Source organism: Rhizobium sp. H4, assembly GCF_003013335.1.
Classification (GTDB): domain Bacteria; phylum Pseudomonadota; class Alphaproteobacteria; order Rhizobiales; family Rhizobiaceae; genus Rhizobium; species Rhizobium sophoriradicis.
The window spans coordinates 340,458-364,683 of record NZ_PSOW01000004.1 but is presented as its reverse complement, the minus strand read 5'-3'; the positions used below and the strand labels follow the sequence as shown (position 1 = coordinate 364,683).

Genomic DNA, 24,226 nt, shown 5'->3' with positions numbered 1-24,226 from the left:
CGATTTCCTAAAGCTCTTTGCTTTTGTGCATGGTCATCCGGGAACCGCTGCACACGTACCGGCGACATGCATCAATGACCACCGACACGCCGGGGCTGACAAGCTTCGGCGTCGCATCCCCGGACACCTGATCTGGCCAAGGAAGAGACAGCCATGAAAAACGTCGTACTCACCGTATCCTGCAAATCGACGCGTGGCATCGTTGCGGCGATTTCCAGCTATCTGGCGGAGAAGGGCTGCAACATCATCGACAGCTCACAGTTCGACGATCTTGATACCGGCAAGTTCTTCATGCGCGTCAGCTTCATTTCGGAAGAGGGGCTGTCCGGCTCGGCGATCAGCACCGATTTTGCCGCCGTCGCCGCACCTTTCGAAATGGACTACGAGTTCCACGACAGCGAAAGCCGCATGAAGGTGCTGCTGATGGTGTCGCGCTTCGGCCATTGTCTCAACGACCTGCTCTACCGCTGGAAGATCGGGGCGCTGCCGATCGACATCGTCGGCGTCGTCTCCAACCATTTCGATTACCAGAAGGTCGTCGTAAACCACGACATCCCCTTCCACCACATCAAGGTGACCAAGGAGAACAAGCCGCAGGCCGAAGCCCAGCTCGTCGAGCTCGTCAACCAGACCGGCACCGAACTGATCGTGCTCGCCCGCTATATGCAGGTCCTCTCCGACCAGCTCTGCAAGCAGATGTCGGGCAGGATCATCAACATCCACCATTCCTTCCTGCCGTCCTTCAAGGGCGCCAACCCCTACAAGCAGGCCTATGAGCGCGGCGTCAAACTGATCGGCGCCACCGCCCACTACGTCACCGCCGATCTCGACGAAGGCCCGATCATCGAGCAGGACACGGCGCGCATCACCCATGCCCAGAGCGCCGACGACTATGTCTCGATCGGCCGCGACGTCGAAAGCCAGGTGCTGGCGCGGGCCATCCACGCCTATATCCACCACCGCACCTTCATCAACGGCAACCGCACCGTCGTCTTCCCGGCAAGCCCCGGAAGCTACGCCTCCGAACGCATGGGGTGAGTCGCCGAGAGGTTAACGCCGCGGCAAGAACCGCAACCAGGCCGTCGACGAGATATTCGGCAACGGATGTTCATTCCGGTCACATGTGAGGATTATTCATAATTTGAATAAGCCCACATGTTTTCAACAGTATAGACAAAATTGTCGATCGAAATCGGCTACATCACGTTAGGGAATTTCCAGGCCGCGTTAACTTTTTGTTAACCATGTCAGCGGTACACATGGTCAACGATTTCTTCACACAGATGACCAAAGTGCTAACAGACGCTCGCTCTATCCGCATCAAGGGCCGCTCCTTCCTGGCCGTCATGTTGTCTCCGGACCTTCCTTTCGACGATTGGCTGGCGAGGCTTGACGATCTGGCCGCGCGTTCGGCCGGCTTCTTCCTGGGACGACCGGTCGTGCTCGACCTGTCAGACCTGCAAATCGACAAGCCGCAGCTGAAGGAGCTCATTGCCGAGCTTGCCAAGCGCAATGTCAGCATCATGGGCATCGAAGGCGCTCGGCCGTCCCTTCTAGGCTCCGGCATGCCGCCGGCGCTCAAAGGCGGCCGCTCCGCTTCCGACATTGAGGTTCAGGCGAGCGAGCCTGTCGAAGCGTCGAGCAAGCCGGCAGCTCCCGAGATCCGCCCGGCAACGACGCAATCGATCGTCATCCGCGAGCCGGTGCGCTCCGGGCAATCGGTGATCTTCCCGGAAGGCGACGTCACCATCGTCGGGTCGGTCGCCTCGGGCGCCGAGGTCATCGCCGGCGGCTCGGTCCACATCTACGGGGCGCTACGCGGCCGCGCCATGGCAGGATCCATCGGCAACGCATCGGCGCGGATTTTCTGCCGCAAGCTCGAGGCCGAGCTGGTGGCAATCGACGGCGTCTACAAAATGGCGGAAGACATGGCCCCCAATCTTCGCGGACAGGCTGTTCAGCTCTGGCTCGAAGACGATGCGATCATGGCGGAAAAACTGAGCTGACTACGGCGCAGCGGCGCAACACTTTGAATTACTGCGGCACGGCAAAGGAGAGAGAAATGGGGAAAGTGATCGTCGTCACGTCAGGCAAGGGCGGGGTCGGAAAGACGACCTCGACGGCCGCATTGGGCGCGGCGCTGGCGCAACGCAATGAAAAGGTCGTCGTCGTCGATTTCGACGTCGGCTTGCGCAATCTCGACCTGGTGATGGGCGCCGAGCGCCGGGTGGTCTATGACCTGATCAACGTCATCCAGGGCGACGCCAAGCTCACGCAGGCGCTGATCCGCGACAAGCGGCTGGAAACGCTGTTCCTGCTGCCGGCCTCGCAGACCCGCGACAAGGACAATCTGACGGCCGAGGGTGTCGAGCGCGTCATCAACGACCTGAAGCGTTATTTCGACTGGATCATCTGCGACAGCCCGGCCGGCATCGAGCGCGGCGCAACGCTCGCCATGCGTCACGCCGATGTTGCCGTTGTCGTCACCAACCCCGAAGTCTCGTCGGTCCGCGATTCCGATCGCATCATCGGCCTGCTCGATGCGAAGACCGCCAAAGCCGAACGCGGCGAGCGGATGGAAAAGCACCTGCTGCTGACCCGTTACGACGCCAACCGCGCAGAGCGCGGCGACATGCTGAAGGTCGATGACGTCCTGGAAATCCTGTCCATCCCGCTGCTCGGCATCGTGCCCGAAAGCATGGACGTGCTGCGCGCCTCCAACGTCGGGGCGCCGGTCACGCTGGCTGAAAGCCGCAGCCCGGCCGCCATGGCCTATTTCGATGCCGCCCGCCGACTCGCCGGCGAGACCCTGCCGATGGCGATCCCCGAGGAAAAGCGCAATATTTTCAACAAGATCTTCGGACGGAGGGCGGCATGAATATTTTCCGTCTCTTCAACAAACAAAGAACCGCGCCCGCCGCCCGTGAACGCCTGCAGGTGCTTCTCGCCCACGAGCGCGCCTCGGCAGGATCGGACCTGGTCACCCTGCTGCGCGAGGAAATCCTAGCTGTCATCGCCAAGCACGTCGAACTCGACCACGACAAGGTGCAGGTGACGATCGACCGCAACGAATATGTCTCGACCCTCGAGATCGACGTCGAAATCCCGCTGAACGCGGCCGTACAGGCGGCTTGAAGGTAACGACGCTGGTATTGACGGCCATCTGGCGCCAGGAGATCGCTGAGGGCAGCCCCTCATCCGGCTGCCGCCACCTTCTCCCCGTAAACGGGGAGAAGGGGACAAGTCGCGATCTCCGTCTCTCTCCAGCCTCTCGCGTGGCACGTCCCCTCGCCCCGTTTACGGGGAGAGGGCTAGGGTGAGGGGCAGTCGCCGGTACAGCCCCGTACGAACCTGACAGCCGTGGGTCAAACCCGGGCATGCCGAAAAAGCCTAGGTTGAGCCGCCATGAAAACATGGCGGCTTTTTGCGTCGATCTGTCCGGCCGAAAGGCTCAGCGACCGCCCTCGATCTTGCGGTGGCGCTGGGCAATACCGCCCTTGCCATAGGGGTAATCCAGAGGCTGCGGAGCGCTGACCTCGTTGAGCCTGGTCATCTCTTCCTTGGAAAGCTCGAGCTTCATGGCGCCGAGATTGTCGGCGAGCTGCTCGGGGGTGCGGGCGCCGAGAATGACCGAGGTGACGGCTGGTTGCGCCGCCGTCCAGGCGAGCGCTACCTGCGCCATGCTCACGCCGCGCGCCCGGGCGATCTCCTCCACAGCGCCGATGATCGCCCAGGTGCGCTCCTGGGCATTGCGCGGCGCATAGGATTCGCCGCCGCGATTGGGGTTTTCGCCGAGGCGGGTGGCGCCGGTCGGCATCTCGTCGCGCTTATATTTGCCGGTCAGCCAGCCGCCGCCGAGCGGCGACCACGGCAACAGACCCATGCCGGCATCCTGGCAGGCCGCGACGATTTCGAGCTCAATGTCGCGCACCAGCAGATTATATTGCGGCTGCAGCGTCACCGGACGCGTATAACCGCGCGCCTTGGCGATCTCCGATGCCTTGGCGATATGCCAACCGACATAGTTGGAAAAGCCGTAATAGCCGATCTTGCCTGACGAAACCGCATCGTCGAGGAAACGCAACGTCTCTTCGATCGGCGTCAACGCGTCCCAGGCATGCATCTGGTAGAGGTCGATCTGCTCGAGGCCGAGCCGGCGGAGCGAATCGTCGAGCGCCTGGCCGAGATGCCGGCGCGACAAGCCGATATCGTTTGGTCCGTTGCCCATCGGAAAACGGCCCTTGGTGGCGACGATCGCCTGGCGGGCCTCGGTCGGGCGCGCCTTCAGCCAACGTCCGATGATCTCTTCCGACTTGCCGGCGCTGTAGACATCAGCGGTATCGATGAAATTACCGCCCCAGGCGAAATAATCGTCGAGCAGCTTGTGCGAAGCCGCTTCGTCGGCCTCCGCACCAAAGGTCATGGTGCCCAGGCAATAGGCGGTGACGACGGCCCCGCTGGGACCGAGCTTGCGATAATCCATTTCTTCCTCCTCATGCGGATACCCGCAGCCGACGCGAAAAAATCGTCGGGGTAGAAGCCGGGGCTTCCGCAATCTAATGACAATATCGAGCTTGAGGCGGCCGCTGCCGCCGGATGACGTCTGGCGCCCTGGGCTCATCTGGCGCAGGGGCAGGCGCAGCATAGCCAATCCCCCCCGTGCCACAAGTGGGAAAACATATTCCCGCCTGCCGCGCAGTTGGGATTGGTCATGCTTTTCTCGAAAACGAGCCGGCGATCCGATCGGCTGCGGCGACACCGGTGTCGTAGGCGCCGTGCGCCGTCGAGTAACGCGAGCGCGAACAGGCTTCGCCGGCAAAAAATATCCGCTCGTCATGCGGTGCTGCGAGCACAGCGCGCAGATCGGAGGCGCCAGGCTCGGCATAGGAATAGGAGCCGCCGATATGGGGTGCAGCGGCCCAGGCCGAGATCGCCGCCAGCGACAATTCCTTGCGGATATCACCGCCGAATTGCCCCGCCAGCTCATCGGCGGCGAAGGAAAAGGCAGCCTCGCTGCCCTCTCGCTCCAGATCGTGGGCGAGGTCACCGGCAAAATAGGCTTCGACAACAGGAGTGCCGAGTGGCCGGAGCTGATAGGTGCCGGTTGCACCGCGGCTGATGGAGCCGAGCATATGGGTGTCGGCCGGCAGCGCCTGCGGATGCGCAAGTCCGAGGAAGAGCTTGTCGGCGAGCCCGAGCGGCAAACGGGCGGCGGCCTGCGTTTTATCAGGCAAGGGCGGGTCGAAGGCGATCTTTTCAGCCGCAAGCATATTGGTCGAAACGGTCACCAGCACGGCACGGGCGCTGAGAATGCCTTGATTGGTCACGATGCCGACCCGGCCGGCGTGACGGTGGTCGATGCGCCTGACCTCGACGCCGAGCCTTGCCGGAACCGGCCTGCCATAAAGTGAAATCAAGGTTCCATAACCCTGGCGCACCCGCCAGTCGGGACCAGGGCCTGGATCATATCTGTTGTAGTCGACGACGGAAGACCGTTCCAGTTCGGCGCCGGTGATGTAGGTGCCGATTGCCCGGATCTGGCCGTTCCAGGCATTTCCGGGCTCGAGCGCAGCCGCCAGATCGGTATCATCGCCTTCATGGCTGTCGAGCCGTTCGAAATAGGCGCTGATCGCCTCTTGCGCGGCCTGGGTCTCCGCATCGTTCCGCTGCAGCCGCCGGCCGCCGCTCCAGGGCGCTGGTGTGCGGTCGACCGTCAGTCCGACCGCCGCGGCAATATCAGTCCAGGCATTGGTCCGCGCCCCATGCAGCCAGCCGCAGCCGAGATCGAGCACGGCGTCGGCTGCTCCCGGCAGCCCGACCGTCCAGGCCCTGCCGCCGAGACGGTCGCCGGCTTCCAGCAGCAGGATCGAAAGATCCGGACGGATGGCCTGCACGCGCCGCGCGGCGGCAATGCCGGCAGCGCCACCGCCGATGATGACGACGTCTACGTCGGCGCCCTTGCCATTGTCACCGGACATGTCTTCTCCTTTGGCCGCTCGCGCTCAGCTAAACTTTCATCTCGATAAAAGACAAGGGCTGGGGATAGCGCCCCGCGCGATGGATTAAACCGCGTCCACGTGACATACAGGTCCGATGAGCGTGCAGAGAGATTCGCAACTCGACATGTTTTTCAGGCCGTCGCCGGCGGTCGCCAAGGCGCGCGCTCCATCGCGCCGGCCGCCGTCGCAACCGGCCGCCCGTTCTGATGAAGACATGGCACGCGCACTGGAAGAGAGCGGCAACTATCGCATCCTCAGGAAACTGACCGCCCGGCCGATTGCACCTGTCAGGCGGCCGGAATATCCGCGGCTCGGCGTCGTTCTCGACACGGAGACCACAGGTCTCAACCATCGCAGCGACGAGATCATCGAAATCGGCGCCGTCGCCTTTACATTCGACGACGACGGCGCGATTGGCGATATCGTCGGCATCTATGGCGGCCTGCAACAGCCGTCGCGGCCGATACCGCCGGAGATTACCCGGCTGACGGGGATCACCGATGCGATGGTCGAAGGCCAGGTCATCGATATGAGGTCGTTGAGCGCCCTGATCGAGCCGGCCGATCTGATCATCGCCCACAATGCCGGTTTCGACCGGCCGTTCTGCGAGGCCTTCTCGCCGCTCTTCACCGGCAAGGCCTGGGCATGTTCGGTGTCGGAAATCGACTGGAGCGCGCGCGGCTTCGAGGGCACCAAGCTCGGTTACCTCGTCGGCCAGGCCGGCTATTTCCATGAGGGCCATCGCGCGGTGGACGACTGCCACGCGCTCCTGGAAATCCTCGACCGGCAGCAAGGTGAGGGTGAAAGCCCGTTTGCCGAGCTCTACCGGGCCAGCCAGCGCTCGCGCATCCGCATCTTCGCCGAACACAGCCCGTTCGAAATGAAGGACCACCTGAAGGCGAGGGGCTATCGCTGGTCTGACGGAAGCGACGGCCGCCTGAAGTCCTGGTGGATCGAAGTCGGTGAAGATGATCTCGGTGACGAACTCTCCTATCTGCGCTCGGAAATCTACCGATGGAGAGAGGCGGATCCGCCGACCGTGCGGCTGACGGCCTTCGACCGCTACAGATCCTGAGCCCATCTGACGCGACGACCCATGCAAGAGCCGCATAGGTGCAGTGTTGCATTGGCGCTGCAACAACCGCGGGTCCCAAATTATATACGGCTCATCGAAGCGAACGAAGCGCCAAGGACTGGCAGCTAGGCTTCGAAAGCCCACGGAAAGGGGATCATCATGAACGTAGCACGCTCTTTCAACAATTGGCGCAAGTACCGTCAGACGGTCGCTGAACTGGGCCGTATGACCACGCGCGAACTGGACGACCTCGGCATCGGCCGCGGCGAAATCCGCACTATCGCTCGTGCAGCCATCGGCCGATAACGGCCTGACAGACGACCAACTTCGAGCCTTGCCCAGCGCCTGCTTCTCCCGAGCGGGCGCTTTGCTTTTGCGGTGCCTGTAGCCATGAGCATTTCGCATAATGCATGGCTGCATTGCAAAGAAATGCCTATCAACTGGGCACAAAATAAGTATGATTATTTCCATCGAAGCGATGCATCTCCTCCCGCATCCCTTCGATATGCAGGCGCCCGTCCTCCTCCCAGGGTCGCCTGCGGGAACGACAGCACTCCTCCTCCCAGCTGTAGTTCGGTTCTTTTCGAAAAGCCTGCCGCACCTCCTCCCGCGGCAGGCTTTTTCGTTTTGGCCGCCGGACCACGCCGAAAGCGGCCGCTTGCGGGGGGATGTCGTCACCAATCCCAGCCAAATTCTCCTGTCTGTTCTCAACTCTGCTTGAATGCTAGGCTCTGCTCGGCCAAGCGCGGACAAAGCTGTTGACACCGAACTTGTCGTACAACTATGTAACCAGACGGATACCACCGCAGCGGAAAAACGTCTGATATGACCAGCTTTCCCGCTATAGCGGTGCCGCCTGACGACAATGAAGCTGAAGGAAAATTGACATGCAGATCGACGTGAGACACGCCTCCCACCCCGAGGCCGTGCGCGGTTACGACACCGAAACGCTGCGGCGTCACTTTCTGGTGGAAACCATCTTCGAAGGCGGCGAGATCCGACTGACCTATTCGCATTACGACCGCATGGTCATCGGCGGCGTCACGCCGCTCGGCACCGTGCTGACGCTGACGGCGCCGACGGCGATCGGACAGGAAACCTTCCTTGCCGAACGTGAACTCGGCGCGCTGAACATTGGCGGCGCCGGCCGCATCATCGTCGACGGAACCAGCTACGACCTTGCCAAATATGATTGCCTCTACGCCGGCAAGGGCGCCAAGGATGTCAGGTTCGAGAGCGCAGATGCCGCCAATCCGGCCAAGTTCTATCTGGTTTCGACGCCGGCGCATCAGACGCATCCGACCGTGCTGCTCACCCGCGAAAAGGCCCGCCACCTGACGCCGGGCGAAGCCGCGACGGCCAACAAGCGGTCGATCTATCAGTTCATCCATCCGGAGGTCTGCCAGTCCTGCCAGCTCACCCTCGGCTTGACCATGATCGAGCCGGGCAGCGTCTGGAACACCATGCCGGCCCATACGCATGACCGGCGCATGGAGGCCTATCTCTATTTCGATCTCGAAGCCGAGCAGCGCGTCTTCCACTTCATGGGCGAGCCGCAGCAGACCCGGCATATGCTGGTCGCCAACGAGCAGGCGGTCATCTCGCCGCCCTGGTCGATCCATTCCGGCGCCGGCACCAAGAACTACAGCTTCATCTGGGCGATGGCCGGCGACAATAAGAGCTTCACCGACATGGATCACATCGCCATTGCGGATCTGAGGTGAGCGCCGTGGCCAATCCCTTCGATCTTTCCGGCAAGACGGCCGTCGTCACCGGCGCCAATACCGGTATCGGCCAGGCGATCGCGGCCGCGCTCGCCGGGGCCGGCGCCTCGATCGTCGCCGTCGGGCGCTCCTCGATGGACGAAACCGAGGCATTGGTGAAGGAAGCGGGCAGCCGCTTCCACGTCATCAAGGCCGATCTCGGCACGATCGAACCGGTCAAGGGGATCGTCACTGAAGCCATCCAGACCTTCGGCGGCCTCGACATCCTCGTCAACAATGCCGGCATCATCCGCCGCGCCGATGCGCTCGACTTCACCGAAGAAGACTGGGACGCGGTGATCGACGTCAACCTGAAGACGGCCTTCTTCCTGTCGCAGGCGGCCGGCCGTCACATGGTCGACAAGGGCAGGGGCAAGATCATCAACATCGCTTCGCTGCTGTCCTTCCAGGGCGGCATCCGCATCCCCTCCTATACCGCCTCGAAAAGCGGCCTTGCCGGCCTGACCAAGCTGCTTGCCTGCGAATGGGCCGGCAAGGGCGTCAACGTCAACGCCATCGCGCCGGGTTACTTCGTCACCAACAATACGACGGCGCTGCGCGAGGATCCGGATCGCAATGCCGCCATCCTCGCCCGCATTCCGGCCGGGCGCTGGGGGAAGCCCGATGAACTCGGCGGTGCGGCCGTCTTCCTGGCATCGTCGGCATCCGACTATGTGCATGGGACGGTGCTGCCCGTCGATGGCGGCTGGCTGGCGCGGTGATCCGCGCCACCCAGTGACCGGGTGCTGCTGTGGCGCACGTCCTTTTGCCTTTCCAGCCGCCATGCGTTAGCAAAAGCAAATGATCGACGGCAGGATCGAGCCAGGATGACGGACAAGGACAACGCGCTCTTCACGACCATTCGCCAGCCGAACCTGCGCAGCGGCCTTGCCGATACGCTGATGGCGCAGATCGAATCCGGCGACTTGAAGCCCGGCCAGCGCCTGCCGACCGAACAGGCGATCATGGCGGCGACCGGCGTCAGCCGGACAATCGTGCGCGAGGCGCTCGCCACGCTGCGCGCCAAAGGCCTGATCACCACGCATCAGGGCCTCGGCGCTTTCGTTTCGAACGATCCCAACCCGCGATCCTTCTCGATCATTCCCAACGATCTGCAGTCGATCGATGAGGTTCTGCGTGTGCTGGAACTGCGCATGGGGGTCGAATACGAAGCCGCCGGTCTTGCCGCGCTACGGCGCACGCCGGAGGACGTCGAGCGCATGCAGGACCGCCTCGATGCCCTCGACAAGGCGCTGGAAAAGGGCGGATACGGCGCGCAGGAGGATTACGCCTTCCACCGGTCGATCCTGGTCGCGACGCAGAATTCCTACTACAGCCGCCTCTTCGACACGTTCGGCGATATTATGGTGCCGCGCCAATGGGCGCGCCTCGACAAGACGACGGCTTTCGAGCGCAAGCGCCATGCCGCCCGCATGCGCCGGGAACACCACGCCATCTTCGCGGCGATCCGCGACGGCAACGAAGCGGCCGCGCGCCGCGCGATCCGCAGCCACTTGTCGAAGAGTGCGGCGCGCTTCGAAGAGCTGCGCGACGCGACCAACTTATCCTGAATTCACATCTGCGGCTTCGGCTTCATCAACCGTCGCCAGCCGGCATGATCCGTCCACAGATCGAGGGCGGCGTGCGCCGCCGGCAGAAGCGGTTTGCGGCTGCGCCGGCCGTAGCGTCGTTTGAAGCCGAGGATATTTTCGACGAAGCTCCTGGTGTAGAGGCCGGGTCCGCTCGAATAGATGCGCCATCCCCCGTCGACGGCGACCTTTCCGGCCTTGACGCGCGCCCAATCATCCGCCGCCTGATAGCGGTCAGGGAAGGCCGCGTCGCTGCTACTGAAATAGGTGTTGCGCTGGCGCAGCGATGCCTGCGGCAAGGCCGTCGTGACGGCGATCGGATTGACGACGGCGATCGCCTCCCAGAGCGCGTCCGCCGCTCCGTCCAGGGCAAGCGTTTCGCAATAACGCAGATGCGCATGCACATACATCAGCCCGATCTCGCGGCCGAAGAAAGAGGAAGATTCGGCCCGGCGGAACAGCGTTTCAGACCCGCCGGCGTAGGTCGCGGGCTTTTCCATCAGCCGCACGCCGTCGGGGAAAAGCAGATGCTCCTCGATCAGTTGCATGTGATGGCGCCTCTGCGCCGGCGTGAACAGCTTGCCGAGCATCGCCTGCGTCATCGCGATCAGCGAGAAGGAGAGGCCGGTGCGCGTGTCGCTCGGATGCAGCAGCAATTCGACGCTGTCATGGGCAGGATCGAAGATGCCGTAGCCGGCAACGACGCCGTCCCGCACGAGATGGCGATTGAAATCCCGGCGCATCGCCGTTGCGATCTTGCTCAGCGCCTTGGCCTTGCCCTTGTGACCGAGGCGGCGGCGGATGGCGGAATAGCGGACGATCTGCTCGTAGAGCAGGGCGACGGTCCAGCTGCTGACCATCCAGTCGCGCAGATGCGGATCGGCCGGCTGCAGCGAATCGTTCCAATCTCCCTCACCATAACGGATCAGATGGGTTCCGGGGATGAAACGCTCGCGGACGGTATCGAGCAGCTTCTCGACATGAATGGCGATGGTGTCGACTTCCGGCGCCTTCTGCATGGTCTTTTCATCGCGCCAGGACACCTTCTCATCGAGAATGGCGAGATCGCCGGTTGCCTCGATGTAATCACAGAGCGCCTTCAGCGGCCAGACGATGATGTCGCCATGGCTGTCGCCCGCCCGGATGTTGGCGTAGGGCTCCAGCATGAACCATTGCGGCCAGTCGCCTTTTTCCAGGTACTGTTCGCTGAAGACGGTCTTCAGCACTTGTCTAGCCTCGCGGTCATGCTCATAGGCAAGCAGGAATTCGATCGGCCCCTGGCAGGCGTCGCGCGTGCCCCAGGCAGCACCCGTATATTGCTCCAGCCCATGCGGCACGCTCAGATGCACGATGGCGTCATGGGCAAGCCAGGGCAGGAGGGTTGCCTGGGCGGCAAGATCGGGCGACGCGCTGTCGATCCCGATGCCGCGCACGGCGTTGCGCCAGAATGTCGATGCCGGCGCGAGCATGGCTGCATCGTTGACGCCGGCCTCATACCGTTGCGCCAGCCGCTCGGCGTCGTCGGCATCGGTCATCGAACCGACGACGGCGAAGGAGAGGGCCTGCGTCGGCCGTGAGCGCAGAGCCACGAAAGCGCCGTTGCGCGCAAGACCATCGGTATAGAGCAGCTCGTCGCCGCCGATCTCGTCGATGGCGTCGGGCGTCGAACTTACCAGCCAATAGACGGCATCGGGGTAACGCTCGCCCCAGAGCCAGGCGGGGTCGGGCCGGAAGGAGATGCGTTTGCGCGCGGGGTCGAAGTCGATCTGCCCGCCGGCGTCATATTCACGCTCGCCGAGCACGATATGACCGAAGACCAGGAAACGGCACGGCTTGCCCTCGACGGAGAGGCTCCATTGCATCGCCGCATCCTCGCCGGAGGCGACGGCCGTCACGATGATCGTCTGCTCCGGGCATTGATAGATCCAACGGCAGTCGCTCAAACCCATCTCGAAGGCCGACGGCACCGCCAGAAGCTGCCAGCCCATGCCGAGATCGGCCATGATGCGCAGCCCGCTGGCGCGCGTCATATTGTAGGGATCTCGCGAGACGGAAAAGAGCTTGTGGAAGGACGTGTTGCCGATCGTCAGCTGCGCGGCGAATATCCCCTGCATCCAGCAGGTGGCGGCGAGCGTGGCATCATCCAGCAGCATGTTCTGACCGCTTCGGACGATCGCGCCGTGGCGCCGCGCGACGATGAGCTCCTTGTCGCGCAGCACGACGTGGCGGTTGAGAGCTCCGTCCGGCACGAAAAAGGAAAGAAGCTTTCCGTGGCCGCGCTCTTCCAGGCTCCGCTCGGGATAGAGCCGGCCGATCGTCTTTTTGTCGAGCGTCTCGACCTCCAGCAGGGGAGCGTCCTGGAGCAGGCTGCGAACCGGTGCTGCCGCCTTTCGATCGGCGGGCGCCTCCTCCGGCAGCTCGATCCCGTCGAGCAGCGCAAGGTCGGCATCGCTTGAAGCCTCGGGATGGTCTGCGGCAAACAGGGCAAAGAAGGTCGCCGTCGCGCCATCTGGTGTGACCGACAGCGTTCTCGATTGAACGGCCGGGCAGGCGGTCTCCTGCTGCCGCCGTTCGCTCGGCAGCCGGGTGCCGAAAGGGCCGACCAGCAGGTCCTCGAGCCGATCTTTTGCCTGCACGAGCTGGATCGCATCGGTGGCATAGGCGACAGCCCCGTCGAGGCAGCCTTGCGCCAGCCACGGATTGCGGCCGCCTGATTGTTTAAGATTTTGCCGGTTCATCACCACGAAGCCAAAGGCCGGGTGATCAGCAATGTGGTGATCGACATATTGCGAGGCATAGGCCTCGCTGTTCATCAGAAAGCCGCGGTCGCCGAGGCCGACATCCTGGATCAGCACCAGATCCGCCGGCAGCGTTCCATCCTTCAGATGCCGGATCGAGGCACGCCAGAACCATGCCGTTTCGGAGGGGTGAAGCGCGAGGCGGACGTCATAGGCGATATCGCCTGTCTTGCCGCTCCACGAGAAGCTCGTCGCATCATAGGCGAAACTGCCATCGGCACGGCGGCCGACGATCTCGACGACATCGGGGCGAGCGCCGCCGACGCGCAGATAAAGACGGCCAATGCCGCCGATGAGCGGCGAGCCCTGGATCTGGTTGATCTGCACCGATCCCTTGTCGTCGGCATAGTCGATGGCAAACAGCGTCCCGTTCGGCAGCGCCGATATCGACAGGCCGGATCCGTTGCTGATCGCAAAGAGGCCAAGCTCTTCGCGTCGTGGCATTTGCAAGCTGCGCGTCCGGTTGGGGGCCATGGAGATCTCGTCAATTGATGTCAGAGGGGAATCAGAGGATGGCGCAAAAAGAGTGAGGGAAATCTTACCGGTGATCGGCAGATCGACAAGGGATCGTGACATGCGGCTCCCTGCCCGAAACGCAACCGAGCCCGGCCGGAAGGCCAGGCTCGGGGTTCGATCAGCGAATGTGGTCCGGGCGTTCTATGCGCCGGGCTCCCTTTGCATCGACCAGAATTAGCCGCGGAACAACGACAGGATGTTCTGGGACGACGAATTCGCGATCGACAGCGACTGGATCGCCAGCTGCTGCTGGGTCTGCAAGGCCGACAGCTTGCTCGACTCCTCCTCCATGTCGGCATCGACCAGGCGGCCGACGCCGGAGTCGATCGAATCCGAAAGCGCACTGACGAAGTCTTCCTGCAGTTCGATGCGCGTCGAGATCGAACCCAATTGCGCACCGGCCGAGGTCATCGCCGACAGCGCCGATTCGATGGTCGACAGCGCCGACTGGATCTGACCGGTGGTAAAGTCGGTAATGTCGAGCGAGTAGACGGAATCGCCGTTTGCATCCGCCGTTCCGAGAATACCCGAGGAGGTTTCGATCGACCCGCTGCTCATCCCGAACAGCACATTGCCGGCGGAGCTGGTGTCCAATGCATATTCCGTCATCTTGACGGACACGGCGCCGGAGCCGTCGCGGATGAAGGACGAGACGACGCTTTTCGTGCCGCTCTCGCCGGCGACCCAGTTCTCGCCCGAGAACGACGCCGACTGGGCGATGCTCATCAGCTGCTCCTGCAGCTGGCTGATTTCTTCCTGGACCTTGGACTTGTCGACGCCGTCTTCGGTGGCGGCGACCAGCTTGGCTTTGATCTCGTCGACGACGTCGATGGCGCTTTCCATTGCCGTGTAAGCGGTATCGACATTTGCCGCACCGAGGCCGAGGGCGTCGGAGACGGCCGAAAGCGCCTTGTTGTCGGAGCGCATCGTGGTGGCGATGGACCAGTAGGCGGCGTTGTCGGATGCGGTGTCGACGCGATAACCGGTCGAAACGCTGTTCTGGGTCGATTCGAGGTTAGAGTTGATGCTGCGCAGCGTCTGGAGGGCAGCCATCGCGGAATTGTTCGTATTGATGCTCGTCATTGGAAATTCGCCTGGTTCGGAAGTTGGATGGGTTGCATCCCGGGAACATCCGGGCCGTGGCGAGCAGCCTCATGCTTATCGACCCGTATGGGGCGGTCAATTCGCCATCGTTGGATCAATTATTGTACTTAAAGGTACCTTAATGGTTAACGCACGGCGGCCAGCCGAAATTTTTTCCCGAAATGCACCTCGGCCAAAAGGATTATCCGCGATCGGCGGCCGGCATTGGCCCTGGGGTCGGCCGCAGAAATTCCGCATCGGCGATTGACGCCCCGGCGAAAAACCGACTATCAATATTAAATCAATTTGATTGACTTCAACGCCATGCCGATCCCGGCGCTGTGCCGGAACGCTCGAAAACCTGGTTTTCCCCTCAAGGAAGAGTGATGATGTCGACACCGCGACCGAATACCCTGCGGCTTGAAACCCTCTGGAACCCGCCTGCCGACGGCAAGGAATTTTCCTACGTCCTGCGCCTCAAGAACCTCGGCAGCGAACCGCTTTCGAGTTTTTCCCTCTGCGTCAGCGGCCCGGGCCGTGTCGATCCCGCCGGGCGCGTCGAAGGCGCGACGGTTTCGCAACGGCTTTCGAATTTCACCGAATTCCAGCCGCCGGCCGGTTTCGTGCTCGGCGCCGGCGAGACCTGGACGATCTCCGTCTATGCGCTGAGCTGGCAGTTCCGACACTGGACGGACGGCGCGACTAGCGCCTATCTGGCGCTTTCGGATGGCAGCACCATCGTGCTGGGTGTCGAGCCGACGCGCTCATCGGTCAGCAATGCAGCGCTGAAGCGCGGCGCCGAGATCTATCCTGTTCCCGCCAACGCGCCCGTTCAGATTTCGGTCATCCCCTGGCCGAACCACGTCGCGGTCGCCTCGCGCCGGCCGCTGCCGGCCGGCTTTGCCCCGCTGGCGCAGAGCGGCGAAGGGGAGGCGGCGGCGCAAAGCTTCACGACGCTGGTCGACCATCTCTTCGCCGTCGAGGGCATTGTCCGAAGCGCGGCGGAAGGCGCGGTCCCGGTCATGCTGAAGGATGCCGCCGGCTTCGGCCCCGAAGCCTATCGGCTGAGCTTCGACGACGAGACCCTGACGGTCGAGGCGAGCAGCCGCACCGGCTTCCTCTACGGCCTCGTCACGCTCGGCCAGATCTGGCGCGGCGCCAGGCTGCATCCCGGCGTCTTCCAGTTTCCTGGAGCCGGCGAGATCGTCGACGAGCCGGCGATGGGCTGGCGCGGCCTGCATCTCGATGTCGCCCGCCAGTTTTACGGCGCCGCCGAGGTCAAGAAGCTGCTGGCGGTGCTTGCCTGGAACAAGCTCAACCGCTTCCACTGGCACCTTTCCGACGACGAGGCCTGGCGCGTCGAGATCGACGCCTATCCCGCCCTGACCGAGATCGGCGCCTGGCGCGGCCACGGTCTTGCCGTGCCGCCGCTGCTGGGGTCGAGCCCGGCCCGAACCGGCGGCTACTACACCAAATCCGTCATCCGAGAGATCGTCGCCCAGGCGAAGAGCTTCGGCATCGAGATCGTGCCCGAGATCGATATGCCCGGCCATTGCTACGCCATGCAGCAGGCGATCCCGGAGCTGCGCGATCCGGCCGAGAAAGGCAGCTACTACTCGGTCCAGGGCTTTCCCGACAATTGCATCAATCCGGCCCGCGAGCAGACCTACGAGATCGTCGAGACCATCCTTTCCGAACTGATCGAGCTCTTCCCGTTCAAGGTCATCCATCTCGGCGCCGACGAGGTGCCGCTCGGGGCATGGTCCGGTTCGCCGGCAGCACTCGATCGCCTGCGCGCCGTCGCCGGCGACGCGGTCGCCGATGCGCATGCCAAGCGACTGAATGTCGTGACCAATACCCATGGCGCCGACGATATTCACGGTTCGGGCGCAGCGATCCTGCAGGCGGAGTTCCTGGAGCGCGTGCAGCGTTTCCTGGCAAGCAAGGGCTGCATCACCGGCGGCTGGGAAGAAGCGGCACACGGCGATGTCATCGACAAGGAGAAGAGCTATCTCTGCAGCTGGCGCAATGTCGAGGTCTCGGCCGAACTCGCCGAACGCGGCTATCAGATGGTCGTCTGCCCCGGCCAGGTCTACTACCTCGACATGGCGCTGAGGCCCGATTGGGACGAGCCGGGCGCCAGCTGGGCGGGGAATTCGGACGCGGAAAAGCTCTATAAGTTCGATCCGGTGGGCGGCTGGACGGCGGCGCAGAAACAGCAGCTGCTCGGCATCCAGGCCTGCATATGGTCGGAACCGATGACCGACCGCGCCGTCTTCGACCGCCTCGTCTTCCCGCGTATCTCGGGGCTTGCCGAAACCGGCTGGACGAAGCCGCCGGCCAAATCCTGGGAGCGCTTCAAGGCGCTCGCAGGGCTGATGCCGCTGCTTTACGGGCTGCAACAGTCGTAAGGCATGTCTCGCAAAAGTGTGCAGCGGTTTTGCGATAAAGACATGCGTAAAAGCAAAGACCTAAAGCGTGACAAGCGAATCTGAAAGATCGCGACACGCTTTAGCGCCGGCCTTCACTGCCGCTGCCGGTAGGCAGAGGGTGTGACGCCAGTGCCCAGCTTGAAGGCCCGCGTCAGGTGGCTCTGGCTGCTGAAGCCGCAGGCCGAAGCGATCTGCGCGATCGGCTCCATGCCCGATAACATCGATTTGGCGCGCTCGACACGACGGTGCGCCACCCAGCCATGCGGCGACACGCCAAAGCTTGCCCGGAACATCCGCTGAAAATGAAAGGCGCTGAGCTGGCCGATATCAGCCAGATCCTGCAAGCGGATCGTCTCGCCGAGATGGGCCTCGATATAATCCAGAGTTCGGCGCCGCACATGCGGCGCGAGCCCGCCGCTGATCGCGCGGGCACGCATGCCTCCATAGCGCGGATCGACGAAGAGGTCGTGGATCGCCTGCGTCATCGCTTCTTCGGCCAGCAGATGGCCGCCCGCCAACATCGCTTCCGTCATCTGCCGAAGCCTCCGCGCCAAGGCGGGCGCATCGGCGAAGGTCACTTCGGCAAGAGCCATGAACCGCGCATCGCGGTCAAAGGTCTCGGCAAACATCCGGCGCATCTGATCGTCGGGAACATACAGATGGACGAATTCGAAGAAGTCGGTGATCTCCCATTCGGACGAGTGCCCCTGCGGCATGATGCACAGCACACCAGGACGGCCGCGCGCGTCGGGGCCGCCATCCAGCCGACGCGTTCCGGCGCCGCCGCTCAAATAAAGACTGAACGTATGACCGTCCGGCCGCTCATAGCGCATCCGGTCATGCGCATTGCTCCAGATGGCAGCCGATCGCCCGAAACCGAGATCGATCGACTGTGACATCCGCGCCTTGGGAGAGGCGGACAAAAACCTGAATACCGAGAGGCGGCTATCTTTCACCAATTCTTTCCCACAGCTGGCCACGCCTTCAGAACAATACGAAGAGACGCCTGATATGGCGAGAGGGAAGTCCGGGCACATCGATTTCATAGCAAGAATCTGCAAGAGACCTGCTCACGATTTGCCTATTCGTGGAGAAAACGAGGATTACTCCATGGCAAACGCCGTTCTTTTCATCGCGACCGTTCTCATATGGGGGACGACCTGGATCGCCATAGCGATGCAGGTCGGTCCGGTGCCGGTCCTGGTCTCGGTCTTTTACCGATTTGCGCTGGCAGCCGTGATCCTCGTTGCCATCCTGGCCGTCATGCGGAGGCTCAAGCTCCCTGCCTTGCGCGATCAACCCTTCATCCTTGCGCAGGCGCTCTGCCTGTTCAGCCTCAATTTCATCTGTTTCTACAATGCCGCCGCCTCGATTCCCTCAGGGCTGATCTCGGTGATCTTCTCGCTCGCGACGATCTACAATGCCGTCAATGCGCGCCTCTTCTTCGGCGACCGCATTACCGGCCGCACGCTGCTCGCCGCGGCGCTCGGCGCCACCGGCCTTCTCCTGCTGTTCGGAGAGGAGGTCGTCGTCGATTTCGATATGGGCACGTTGAAAGGGATCGGGCTCGCAGCGCTCGGCACGCTGTTCTTCTCGCTCGGCAACATGGCATCGCGCCGCAACAGCGCGGCCGGCATCTCACCGCTGACCGCCAATGCCTGGGGCATGACCTATGGCACGATCGTCCTCCTCGTGCTGATTGCCGTGACGCAGACGCCGATCGTGGCGCCATCAGGCATCACCTATCTTGCCGCGCTGCTCTATCTCTCGGCGATCGGATCGGTGATCGGTTTCACCACCTACCTGATGCTGGTGTCGCGCATCGGCTCCTCACGGGCTGCCTATGCGACCGTGCTGTTCCCGATCGTCGCCCTGTCGCTGTCGACGGTCTTCGAGGGCTACCACTGGAGCGGTCTCGGCCTGATCGGCCTGGCGCTGACGCTTCTCGGCAACGTGATCATCTTTGCGCGCCCTCTCAAGAGGGCTGCCCCTCATCCGGCTGCCGCCACCTTCTCCCCGCCCGCGGGGAGAAGGGAAGATGCCGCAACCCCTCCGTCCCTCGCCAACCTCTCGCAGGGCACGTCCCCTCTCCCCGTCATAACGGGGAGAGGGCTAGGGTGAGGGGCATATCCCGTGGCCGTTGACCTACTCTCTAAGCTAACGGGAAATCGTCAAAATATCGGCCAACCTTTTTAGCCGACCGGCTTCTGCAGCACGTCGAAGCGCGGATTTGTTTCGGAAAAGATCGGCAGGGCGGCGGCGCCGAGGATGGCGGTGTCCTTGCCGGTCATGCCGATCATCACGCGGGGCACCGTCCGCTGCCGGGCGGGGTCGATCGGATCGTGCAGCGGCTCCAGCCGTTCGGCAAGCCGGCGCATCAGCGAGGTCGTCAGGCTGCCGCCGAGCACGATGGTCTGAGGATCGAAGGCAAGTTCGAGGAAATCGACGGTCTGCCGCAGCGGCTGGACGGCCTGATCGAGCCAGGCGTCCAGACCCTCGCCGCCCTTGGCGATCAGCGCATCGAGATCGTCTGAAGACATTTCCCCGGCATTGGCAATGCCCATGAATTCATAGGCAACCGACGCCGAGATATAGCGATCCAGGCAGCCGCGTTTGCCGCAGCTGCAGAGCCTGCCATGCGGCTCGACGATGACGTGACCGATCTCGCCGGCATTGTTGCGGCTGCCCTTGTAGAGATGGCCGTCGAGAAACATGCCGGCGCCGATACCGCCGCCGCCGGCCAGAAACAGGTAGACGAAGCTGGCGAGGCCGCGGGCGACGCCGTGAAGCCGCTCGCCGATCGCAGCCGCCGTCGCATCGTTCTCGACCAGCACCGGCACGTTGAGCCGCTGTTTCAGCTCGTGGCCGACGGGAAACCCCTGCCAGCCGGGCAGGCTCTGCGGGCTCAAAGAGGTGGTGCCGCCCTCGGCATAGCGGCCGGGCAGAGCGATGCCGACGCCGAGCAGCCGCTCCTGATCGAAGGCGGAGGCCTGTTTGAGATGCTCGACGATCGACTGGAGGACCGGCATCGCCCGCTGCGGATCGGGGTGTTCGATCTGGCGTTCGACGCGCGCACAGACGGCGCCGGCAAGATCGGTCAGCACGCCGCTCGCCCGCTGGCGGCCAAGTTCGAGGCCGATCGAATAGGCGCCGGCCGGATTGATGGAATAAGGAATGATCGGCTGGCCGCGCGCCAGCTTCTGCGCCTCGGCGGCGACAAGCAGATGCGACCTCTCCAGCTCCTCGACAATGTTCGACACGGTCTGCGGCGTCAGCGCCGTCATCCGGGCGATTGCCGCCCGCGACAGGGAGCCATGCGTGCGGATCAACTCGATCACCACCCGCCGATTGTGAGACTTGGCCTGCTCGAGATTCGTGCCGGAGATCGCCTTCATGTCGCCTTCAGAGGATATGCCTCACCACCCTTGTCACAAGACGGGTAGGGATGAAAGCCACATTCTTCCTTCGGCCTATTGAACCTCGGTGTCAGCAGCGGCAACGGCAGGGCGGCGCTGCAGCAGGCCGAGGAGGGCGATCCCCGACAATCCGGTGACGGCGCTGAGAACGGCCGTTCCGGAATAATTGCTAAGCCACGTGCCGGCGGCGAAGACCAGAGCGCCGATCCCCGCGCTCGCAAAAATATTGACGGAGATCAGGGCGCTGCCGAGCCCCGGCCGATCGGCAATGAGATCCTGCAGATAGGTGATCGGAATGCTGATGATCGCCGCAGCACCGATGCCGGCGATCAGGGTCAGTGCATAGAGGTGCCATGGCGCGGAGGCAAAGCCGAGCAGGCTGAGGAACAGCGCGTAGATGATGGTGCCGGCGGCAAGCGCCGTCATCTGCCCGGTCTTCCGCGCGATCCGCGACCAGACGATGATGAAGACGACCTCCAGAAGCGCGACGATGCCGACGAGGATGCCGACATCGCTGAGCCGGCCATGCGCCGCGCCGGTGGCGATCAGCGGCAGCAGGGCGTCGTTCAGATGCAGCGTGCTGGTGATCAGCGCCACACCTGCGATGTGCGCCGAAATCCGCGGCGATACCACCTGCCTGAGCGCACCGAGATAGGTGAGATGGTGAACGGCCGCCATTTCCGTTCCGACCCGCTTCGGCAAAGCGAAGAGGATGATGCCCTGGCATAGAACGCACGCGATGGCGGCGAAGAGATAGGCCGGCAGCATGCTCGATGCACCCGAAAGCACAAGGCCCGTCATGCCGGGGATCAGCACCCAGGAGAGCGAGATCATCGCCCGCACGCCTGAATTGGCCGTCACCACGTCGTTCCGGCTCATGCCCTGCATCGCCGCGCGCGCATTGGCAAACAGCAGCGAGTTCAGCGCCCCGTAGATCGGCATCGGCAGCAGCGCGCTGACGGCGAAGGTGGCCGCGCTCGGAAACGTATAGACCATGCCGTAGCCGACGATGCCGAAGAGACAGGTGCCGATCATCGCCGAACGGTATTCGCCGAGCCGGTCGGCGAGATTGCCGAGCAGGACGCTGATCACCACATTCACCGCCGCCGAGGCGAAGCTCAGGAACGAATAGAGCCCGTCGCTCAACCCCAGCTCGCGGATGCCGACGATCGAACGATAGGGCGCCGTCATCGCCCCGGCCATGCCGAAGGTGAAAATGGCGATCATGCTGGCGCGGATCGCCGGATTGCGGAAGACTTCAGGGAAGAGGCGGCTCATCAGATCATCAATCGTCAGGAAAATCGGCAGGCGCGGCCACGGCGGGCAGTCCAAAAGGTCAAATTATGCTGTCTTGTCGGCTCAGATCGGAGCGCCTGATATCAATAATGCTCCGATTGGGAGAAGGTCCGCGCCAGTTCGGCCTGGCCTGCCGTCAGCCCGCAATCGACGGGCAGGCAGACCCCTGTTATGGCGGCGGCGAGCGGGCCGGCAAGGAAGCCCACGGCATTGGCGACATCGCGGGGATCGACGACGCGCTGCAGCGGATACCAGCGGCGCGCCTCCTCGAAGACATTCGGATTGGCGGCGGCGCGCGCCTCCCAGGCCTGCGTCTTCACGGTGCCGGGGGCGACGGCATTGGAGCGGATGCCGAACTTGCCGTATTCCACAGCGACAAGCCGGGTGAAATGCAGAAGCCCGGCCTTGGCGGCGCTATAGGCCGGGTGGCCGAAAACGTTCATGCCGTTGACCGAGGCGATGTTGACGACGGAGCCTTTGGAGACCTTCAGCATCGGCTCGAAGGCGCGGAAACACAGGAAGGCGGCTTCGAGATTGAGCGCATTGTCCGCCCGCCAGATCTCCGGCGTCGTGTCGTGCAGGCTGGTGGCGCGGGCCGCACCGGCATTGTTGACGAGGGTTCGCACCACGCCGATATCAGCCGCGCGTTTTGCCAGTTCTGATATGCTCCTCTCGCTGGTCACATCGCAGCCGACGGCGACGAAGCGATCCTCCGGCCCGAGCCTCGAGGCGACGGCGGCCGCAGCCGCGGCATCGATGTCGGCGAGCAGCACGACGTCATGATCATCGGCAAGCCGGACGGCGATCGCCGCACCGATATCGCCCGCCGCCCCTGTGACGATGGCTGCCGATTGGGTCATTGTCCGTCGCTCCCGCTCATGGGTTCAATCTCCAAGCAATTGCCGGTCGTCGCCGTCGCGGTGGATGACGAGCTGCTGCTTGATGCGCCGAAGCGTGGTCGTCGCCTTTGGCTGGACGGCGTAGGCGACCAGGCTCGAAAGAATATCGACCGTGGCGATGTAGGCAATGCGCGTCGAGGTCGGACGGTAGATGTTGTTGCCTTCGGGAAGGTCGATCGGCACGACGATTTCGGCGGCCTTGGCAACCGGGCTTGCCGTCTGGGTGAGCGCGATCGTCTTCACCTTGGCGCCGCGGGCAAGCTCGAAGGCGCGCACCAGCTCCAGATTGCGCCCGGAGAAGGACGAGCCGATCAGCACGTCGCCCGGCCGGGCCGCGGCCGCCATCATCAGCTGCATGCTGTGATCGGAACTGGCGGTGATGCGCAGCCCGAGACGGAAGAGCCGGTTCTGCAGCTCGTCGGCGATCATCGACGAATTGCCGCCCGAGCCGAAGGCATAGATCATGTCGGCCTTGGCGATATGGGAAACCGCCGCTTCGATCGCCGCCAGATCGAGCGAGCGGTGCAGCAGAAACAGCGCGTTCTGCGCCTTGGTAATGATATCCTGGGCGACATCGGCCGGCTCGGTGCTTTTCGATTCCGGCTTCAGATAACGCACGCCGATATGGGCGGTGCGGGCGAGCTGCACCTTGAAATCGGAAAAGCTCTCGCAGCCGAGCCGCCGGCAAAAGCGGGTGACGGTCGGCGGCGAGACCTCGGCCCGTTCGGCGAGCTCGATGATCGAGGCGTTCACCGCAAACTCGAAATCGTTGACGATGATCTCCGCGATGCGGTTTTCCGAAGGAGAAAGCCGGCTCTTATCTTCCTGCAATGTCGAAAAGATATCCAAACCGACTCCCACCGATTTTTCCTATGCGTCCTTCTTCTTATAGGCCACGCAGTCGATCTCAACCTTGCAATCGACCATCATCGACGATTGCACACAGGCGCGTGCCGGCGGATGCTCGCCGAAATACTCCTGATAGATCTTGTTGAAGGTCCAGAAGTCGCGCGGATCGTCGAGCCAGACGCCGACCCGCACGACATGCTCGACGCCGTAGCCGGCCTCATCGAGAATCGCCAGCACATTGGCGATCGTCTTGTGGGTCTGGGCGATGATATTGCCGTCGATGATTTCGCCGTCTTCCATCGCAACCTGCCCGGAAACATAGAGCCATCCATCGGCTTCGACCGCACGCGCGAATGGCAGCGTCTTGCCGCCGGCGCCCGTTTGAACCGTGCCATAGCGCTTGATGGGCATGCTGAAGTCCTTGCAAATTATTTTCTTGATACGTTGACAAATGACCATAGAAAGCAGAATTTGACCAGTGAAAAACGCGATTTATGAAAAGAATTTCAAT

General features: G+C 63.0%; 21 protein-coding genes. 11 read left to right on the top strand and 10 right to left on the bottom strand.

Going from position 1 to position 24,226, the window contains the following annotated elements:
• Nucleotides 1–153: 153 nt before the first annotated feature.
• The 4 genes from purU to minE all read left to right on the top strand — a co-directional run bounded on the left by purU (nt 154) and on the right by minE (nt 3,135).
• Nucleotides 154–1,038, top strand: coding sequence for a formyltetrahydrofolate deformylase (gene purU, locus C4N04_RS08680; RefSeq protein WP_106795835.1), 885 nt, complete (start codon nt 154–156; stop codon nt 1,036–1,038).
• A gap of 245 nt (nt 1,039–1,283) precedes the next feature.
• On the top strand, nt 1,284–2,006 hold the full coding sequence (gene minC / locus C4N04_RS08675) for a septum site-determining protein MinC (RefSeq protein ID WP_096765140.1): 723 nt from the start codon (nt 1,284–1,286) through the stop codon (nt 2,004–2,006).
• A gap of 56 nt (nt 2,007–2,062) precedes the next feature.
• A complete protein-coding gene (gene minD / locus C4N04_RS08670; protein ID WP_040141316.1) occupies nt 2,063–2,878 on the top strand; it encodes a septum site-determining protein MinD in 816 nt (271 codons plus the stop codon).
• On the top strand, nt 2,875–3,135 hold the full coding sequence (gene minE, locus C4N04_RS08665; RefSeq protein WP_004674690.1) for a cell division topological specificity factor MinE: 261 nt from the start codon (nt 2,875–2,877) through the stop codon (nt 3,133–3,135). Before minD ends, minE begins: the two co-directional genes overlap by 4 nt.
• 316 nt (nt 3,136–3,451) lie before the next feature.
• Here the strand turns inward: minE and C4N04_RS08660 are convergent, their stop codons facing one another.
• The gene (locus tag C4N04_RS08660; protein ID WP_040141314.1) at nt 3,452–4,483 is read right to left on the bottom strand and encodes an aldo/keto reductase; all 1,032 of its coding nucleotides are present in this window, start codon (nt 4,481–4,483) and stop codon (nt 3,452–3,454) included.
• A 226-nt stretch (nt 4,484–4,709) separates the two neighbouring features.
• Nucleotides 4,710–5,978, bottom strand: coding sequence for an NAD(P)/FAD-dependent oxidoreductase (locus C4N04_RS08655; RefSeq protein WP_106795834.1), 1,269 nt, complete (start codon nt 5,976–5,978; stop codon nt 4,710–4,712).
• 115 nt (nt 5,979–6,093) lie between these two features.
• Here C4N04_RS08655 and C4N04_RS08650 point away from each other — a divergent pair, with 115 nt between their 5' ends.
• From C4N04_RS08650 to C4N04_RS08625, 5 genes are all read left to right on the top strand, one after another.
• Complete coding sequence (locus tag C4N04_RS08650; RefSeq protein ID WP_106795833.1) at nt 6,094–7,074, top strand: 3'-5' exonuclease; 981 nt, start codon at nt 6,094–6,096, stop codon at nt 7,072–7,074.
• 159 nt (nt 7,075–7,233) lie between these two features.
• Nucleotides 7,234–7,380: a DUF1127 domain-containing protein gene (locus tag C4N04_RS08645; protein WP_009982429.1), complete on the top strand. Its 147-nt coding sequence runs from the start codon at nt 7,234–7,236 to the stop codon at nt 7,378–7,380.
• 581 nt (nt 7,381–7,961) lie between these two features.
• Entirely contained in the window at nt 7,962–8,798 is an 837-nt protein-coding gene (gene kduI / locus C4N04_RS08635; protein ID WP_106795832.1) for a 5-dehydro-4-deoxy-D-glucuronate isomerase, read from the top strand.
• Nucleotides 8,795–9,559 carry a 2-dehydro-3-deoxy-D-gluconate 5-dehydrogenase KduD gene (kduD, locus tag C4N04_RS08630; protein WP_280954335.1) on the top strand — a complete coding sequence of 255 codons (765 nt, stop codon included), beginning with the start codon at nt 8,795–8,797 and terminating at the stop codon, nt 9,557–9,559. The genes kduI and kduD overlap by 4 nt, the downstream gene beginning before the upstream one ends.
• A 105-nt stretch (nt 9,560–9,664) precedes the next feature.
• Nucleotides 9,665–10,408: a FadR/GntR family transcriptional regulator gene (locus C4N04_RS08625; RefSeq protein ID WP_106795831.1), complete on the top strand. Its 744-nt coding sequence runs from the start codon at nt 9,665–9,667 to the stop codon at nt 10,406–10,408.
• Between the two features lie 2 nt (nt 10,409–10,410).
• On the opposite strand, the gene C4N04_RS08620 is transcribed toward C4N04_RS08625, so the two are convergent.
• Nucleotides 10,411–13,698, bottom strand: a complete 3,288-nt coding sequence (locus tag C4N04_RS08620) for a cellobiose phosphorylase (RefSeq protein WP_106795830.1) — start codon at nt 13,696–13,698, stop codon at nt 10,411–10,413.
• 216 nt (nt 13,699–13,914) lie between these two features.
• Nucleotides 13,915–14,823 (bottom strand): flagellin, encoded by a 909-nt coding sequence (locus C4N04_RS08615; protein WP_106795829.1) that lies wholly within the window; start codon nt 14,821–14,823, stop codon nt 13,915–13,917.
• A gap of 389 nt (nt 14,824–15,212) precedes the next feature.
• Between C4N04_RS08615 and C4N04_RS08610 the strand changes: the two genes are divergently transcribed.
• The gene (locus C4N04_RS08610) at nt 15,213–17,234 is read left to right on the top strand and encodes a beta-N-acetylhexosaminidase (RefSeq protein WP_106795876.1); all 2,022 of its coding nucleotides are present in this window, start codon (nt 15,213–15,215) and stop codon (nt 17,232–17,234) included.
• 113 nt (nt 17,235–17,347) lie between these two features.
• Here the strand turns inward: C4N04_RS08610 and C4N04_RS08605 are convergent, their stop codons facing one another.
• Entirely contained in the window at nt 17,348–18,088 is a 741-nt protein-coding gene (locus tag C4N04_RS08605; protein WP_077989765.1) for an AraC family transcriptional regulator, read from the bottom strand.
• Nucleotides 18,089–18,365: 277 nt separating this feature from the next.
• Here C4N04_RS08605 and C4N04_RS08600 point away from each other — a divergent pair, with 277 nt between their 5' ends.
• Nucleotides 18,366–19,376, top strand: a complete 1,011-nt coding sequence (locus tag C4N04_RS08600; RefSeq protein WP_106795828.1) for a DMT family transporter — start codon at nt 18,366–18,368, stop codon at nt 19,374–19,376.
• A 71-nt stretch (nt 19,377–19,447) separates the two neighbouring features.
• Here the strand turns inward: C4N04_RS08600 and C4N04_RS08595 are convergent, their stop codons facing one another.
• The 5 genes from C4N04_RS08595 to C4N04_RS08575 all read right to left on the bottom strand — a co-directional run bounded on the left by C4N04_RS08595 (nt 19,448) and on the right by C4N04_RS08575 (nt 24,126).
• Nucleotides 19,448–20,650, bottom strand: a complete 1,203-nt coding sequence (locus tag C4N04_RS08595; protein WP_077989585.1) for an ROK family transcriptional regulator — start codon at nt 20,648–20,650, stop codon at nt 19,448–19,450.
• Nucleotides 20,651–20,725: 75 nt separating this feature from the next.
• Nucleotides 20,726–21,949: an MFS transporter gene (locus tag C4N04_RS08590; RefSeq protein ID WP_106795875.1), complete on the bottom strand. Its 1,224-nt coding sequence runs from the start codon at nt 21,947–21,949 to the stop codon at nt 20,726–20,728.
• A gap of 101 nt (nt 21,950–22,050) precedes the next feature.
• Nucleotides 22,051–22,827, bottom strand: a complete 777-nt coding sequence (locus C4N04_RS08585; RefSeq protein ID WP_106795827.1) for an SDR family oxidoreductase — start codon at nt 22,825–22,827, stop codon at nt 22,051–22,053.
• A gap of 24 nt (nt 22,828–22,851) precedes the next feature.
• Entirely contained in the window at nt 22,852–23,715 is an 864-nt protein-coding gene (locus tag C4N04_RS08580) for a MurR/RpiR family transcriptional regulator (protein WP_106795826.1), read from the bottom strand.
• 21 nt (nt 23,716–23,736) lie between these two features.
• Nucleotides 23,737–24,126 carry a RidA family protein gene (locus C4N04_RS08575; protein ID WP_106795825.1) on the bottom strand — a complete coding sequence of 130 codons (390 nt, stop codon included), beginning with the start codon at nt 24,124–24,126 and terminating at the stop codon, nt 23,737–23,739.
• Nucleotides 24,127–24,226: the final 100 nt, after the last annotated feature.

What these genes read in the sequence shown, in the direction of transcription:
- purU (WP_106795835.1), top strand. Translation starts at nt 154, where the DNA reads ATGAAAAACGTCGTACTCACCGTATCCTGCAAATCGACGCGTGGCATC.
- minC (WP_096765140.1), top strand. Translation starts at nt 1,284, where the DNA reads ATGACCAAAGTGCTAACAGACGCTCGCTCTATCCGCATCAAGGGCCGC.
- minD (WP_040141316.1), top strand. Translation starts at nt 2,063, where the DNA reads ATGGGGAAAGTGATCGTCGTCACGTCAGGCAAGGGCGGGGTCGGAAAG.
- minE (WP_004674690.1), top strand. Translation starts at nt 2,875, where the DNA reads ATGAATATTTTCCGTCTCTTCAACAAACAAAGAACCGCGCCCGCCGCC.
- C4N04_RS08660 (WP_040141314.1), bottom strand. Translation starts at nt 4,483, where the DNA reads ATGGATTATCGCAAGCTCGGTCCCAGCGGGGCCGTCGTCACCGCCTAT.
- C4N04_RS08655 (WP_106795834.1), bottom strand. Translation starts at nt 5,978, where the DNA reads ATGTCCGGTGACAATGGCAAGGGCGCCGACGTAGACGTCGTCATCATC.
- C4N04_RS08650 (WP_106795833.1), top strand. Translation starts at nt 6,094, where the DNA reads ATGAGCGTGCAGAGAGATTCGCAACTCGACATGTTTTTCAGGCCGTCG.
- C4N04_RS08645 (WP_009982429.1), top strand. Translation starts at nt 7,234, where the DNA reads ATGAACGTAGCACGCTCTTTCAACAATTGGCGCAAGTACCGTCAGACG.
- kduI (WP_106795832.1), top strand. Translation starts at nt 7,962, where the DNA reads ATGCAGATCGACGTGAGACACGCCTCCCACCCCGAGGCCGTGCGCGGT.
- C4N04_RS08625 (WP_106795831.1), top strand. Translation starts at nt 9,665, where the DNA reads ATGACGGACAAGGACAACGCGCTCTTCACGACCATTCGCCAGCCGAAC.
- C4N04_RS08620 (WP_106795830.1), bottom strand. Translation starts at nt 13,698, where the DNA reads ATGGCCCCCAACCGGACGCGCAGCTTGCAAATGCCACGACGCGAAGAG.
- C4N04_RS08615 (WP_106795829.1), bottom strand. Translation starts at nt 14,823, where the DNA reads ATGACGAGCATCAATACGAACAATTCCGCGATGGCTGCCCTCCAGACG.
- C4N04_RS08610 (WP_106795876.1), top strand. Translation starts at nt 15,213, where the DNA reads ATGTCGACACCGCGACCGAATACCCTGCGGCTTGAAACCCTCTGGAAC.
- C4N04_RS08605 (WP_077989765.1), bottom strand. Translation starts at nt 18,088, where the DNA reads ATGCGCTATGAGCGGCCGGACGGTCATACGTTCAGTCTTTATTTGAGC.
- C4N04_RS08600 (WP_106795828.1), top strand. Translation starts at nt 18,366, where the DNA reads ATGGCAAACGCCGTTCTTTTCATCGCGACCGTTCTCATATGGGGGACG.
- C4N04_RS08595 (WP_077989585.1), bottom strand. Translation starts at nt 20,650, where the DNA reads ATGAAGGCGATCTCCGGCACGAATCTCGAGCAGGCCAAGTCTCACAAT.
- C4N04_RS08590 (WP_106795875.1), bottom strand. Translation starts at nt 21,949, where the DNA reads ATGAGCCGCCTCTTCCCTGAAGTCTTCCGCAATCCGGCGATCCGCGCC.
- C4N04_RS08585 (WP_106795827.1), bottom strand. Translation starts at nt 22,827, where the DNA reads ATGACCCAATCGGCAGCCATCGTCACAGGGGCGGCGGGCGATATCGGT.
- C4N04_RS08575 (WP_106795825.1), bottom strand. Translation starts at nt 24,126, where the DNA reads ATGCCCATCAAGCGCTATGGCACGGTTCAAACGGGCGCCGGCGGCAAG.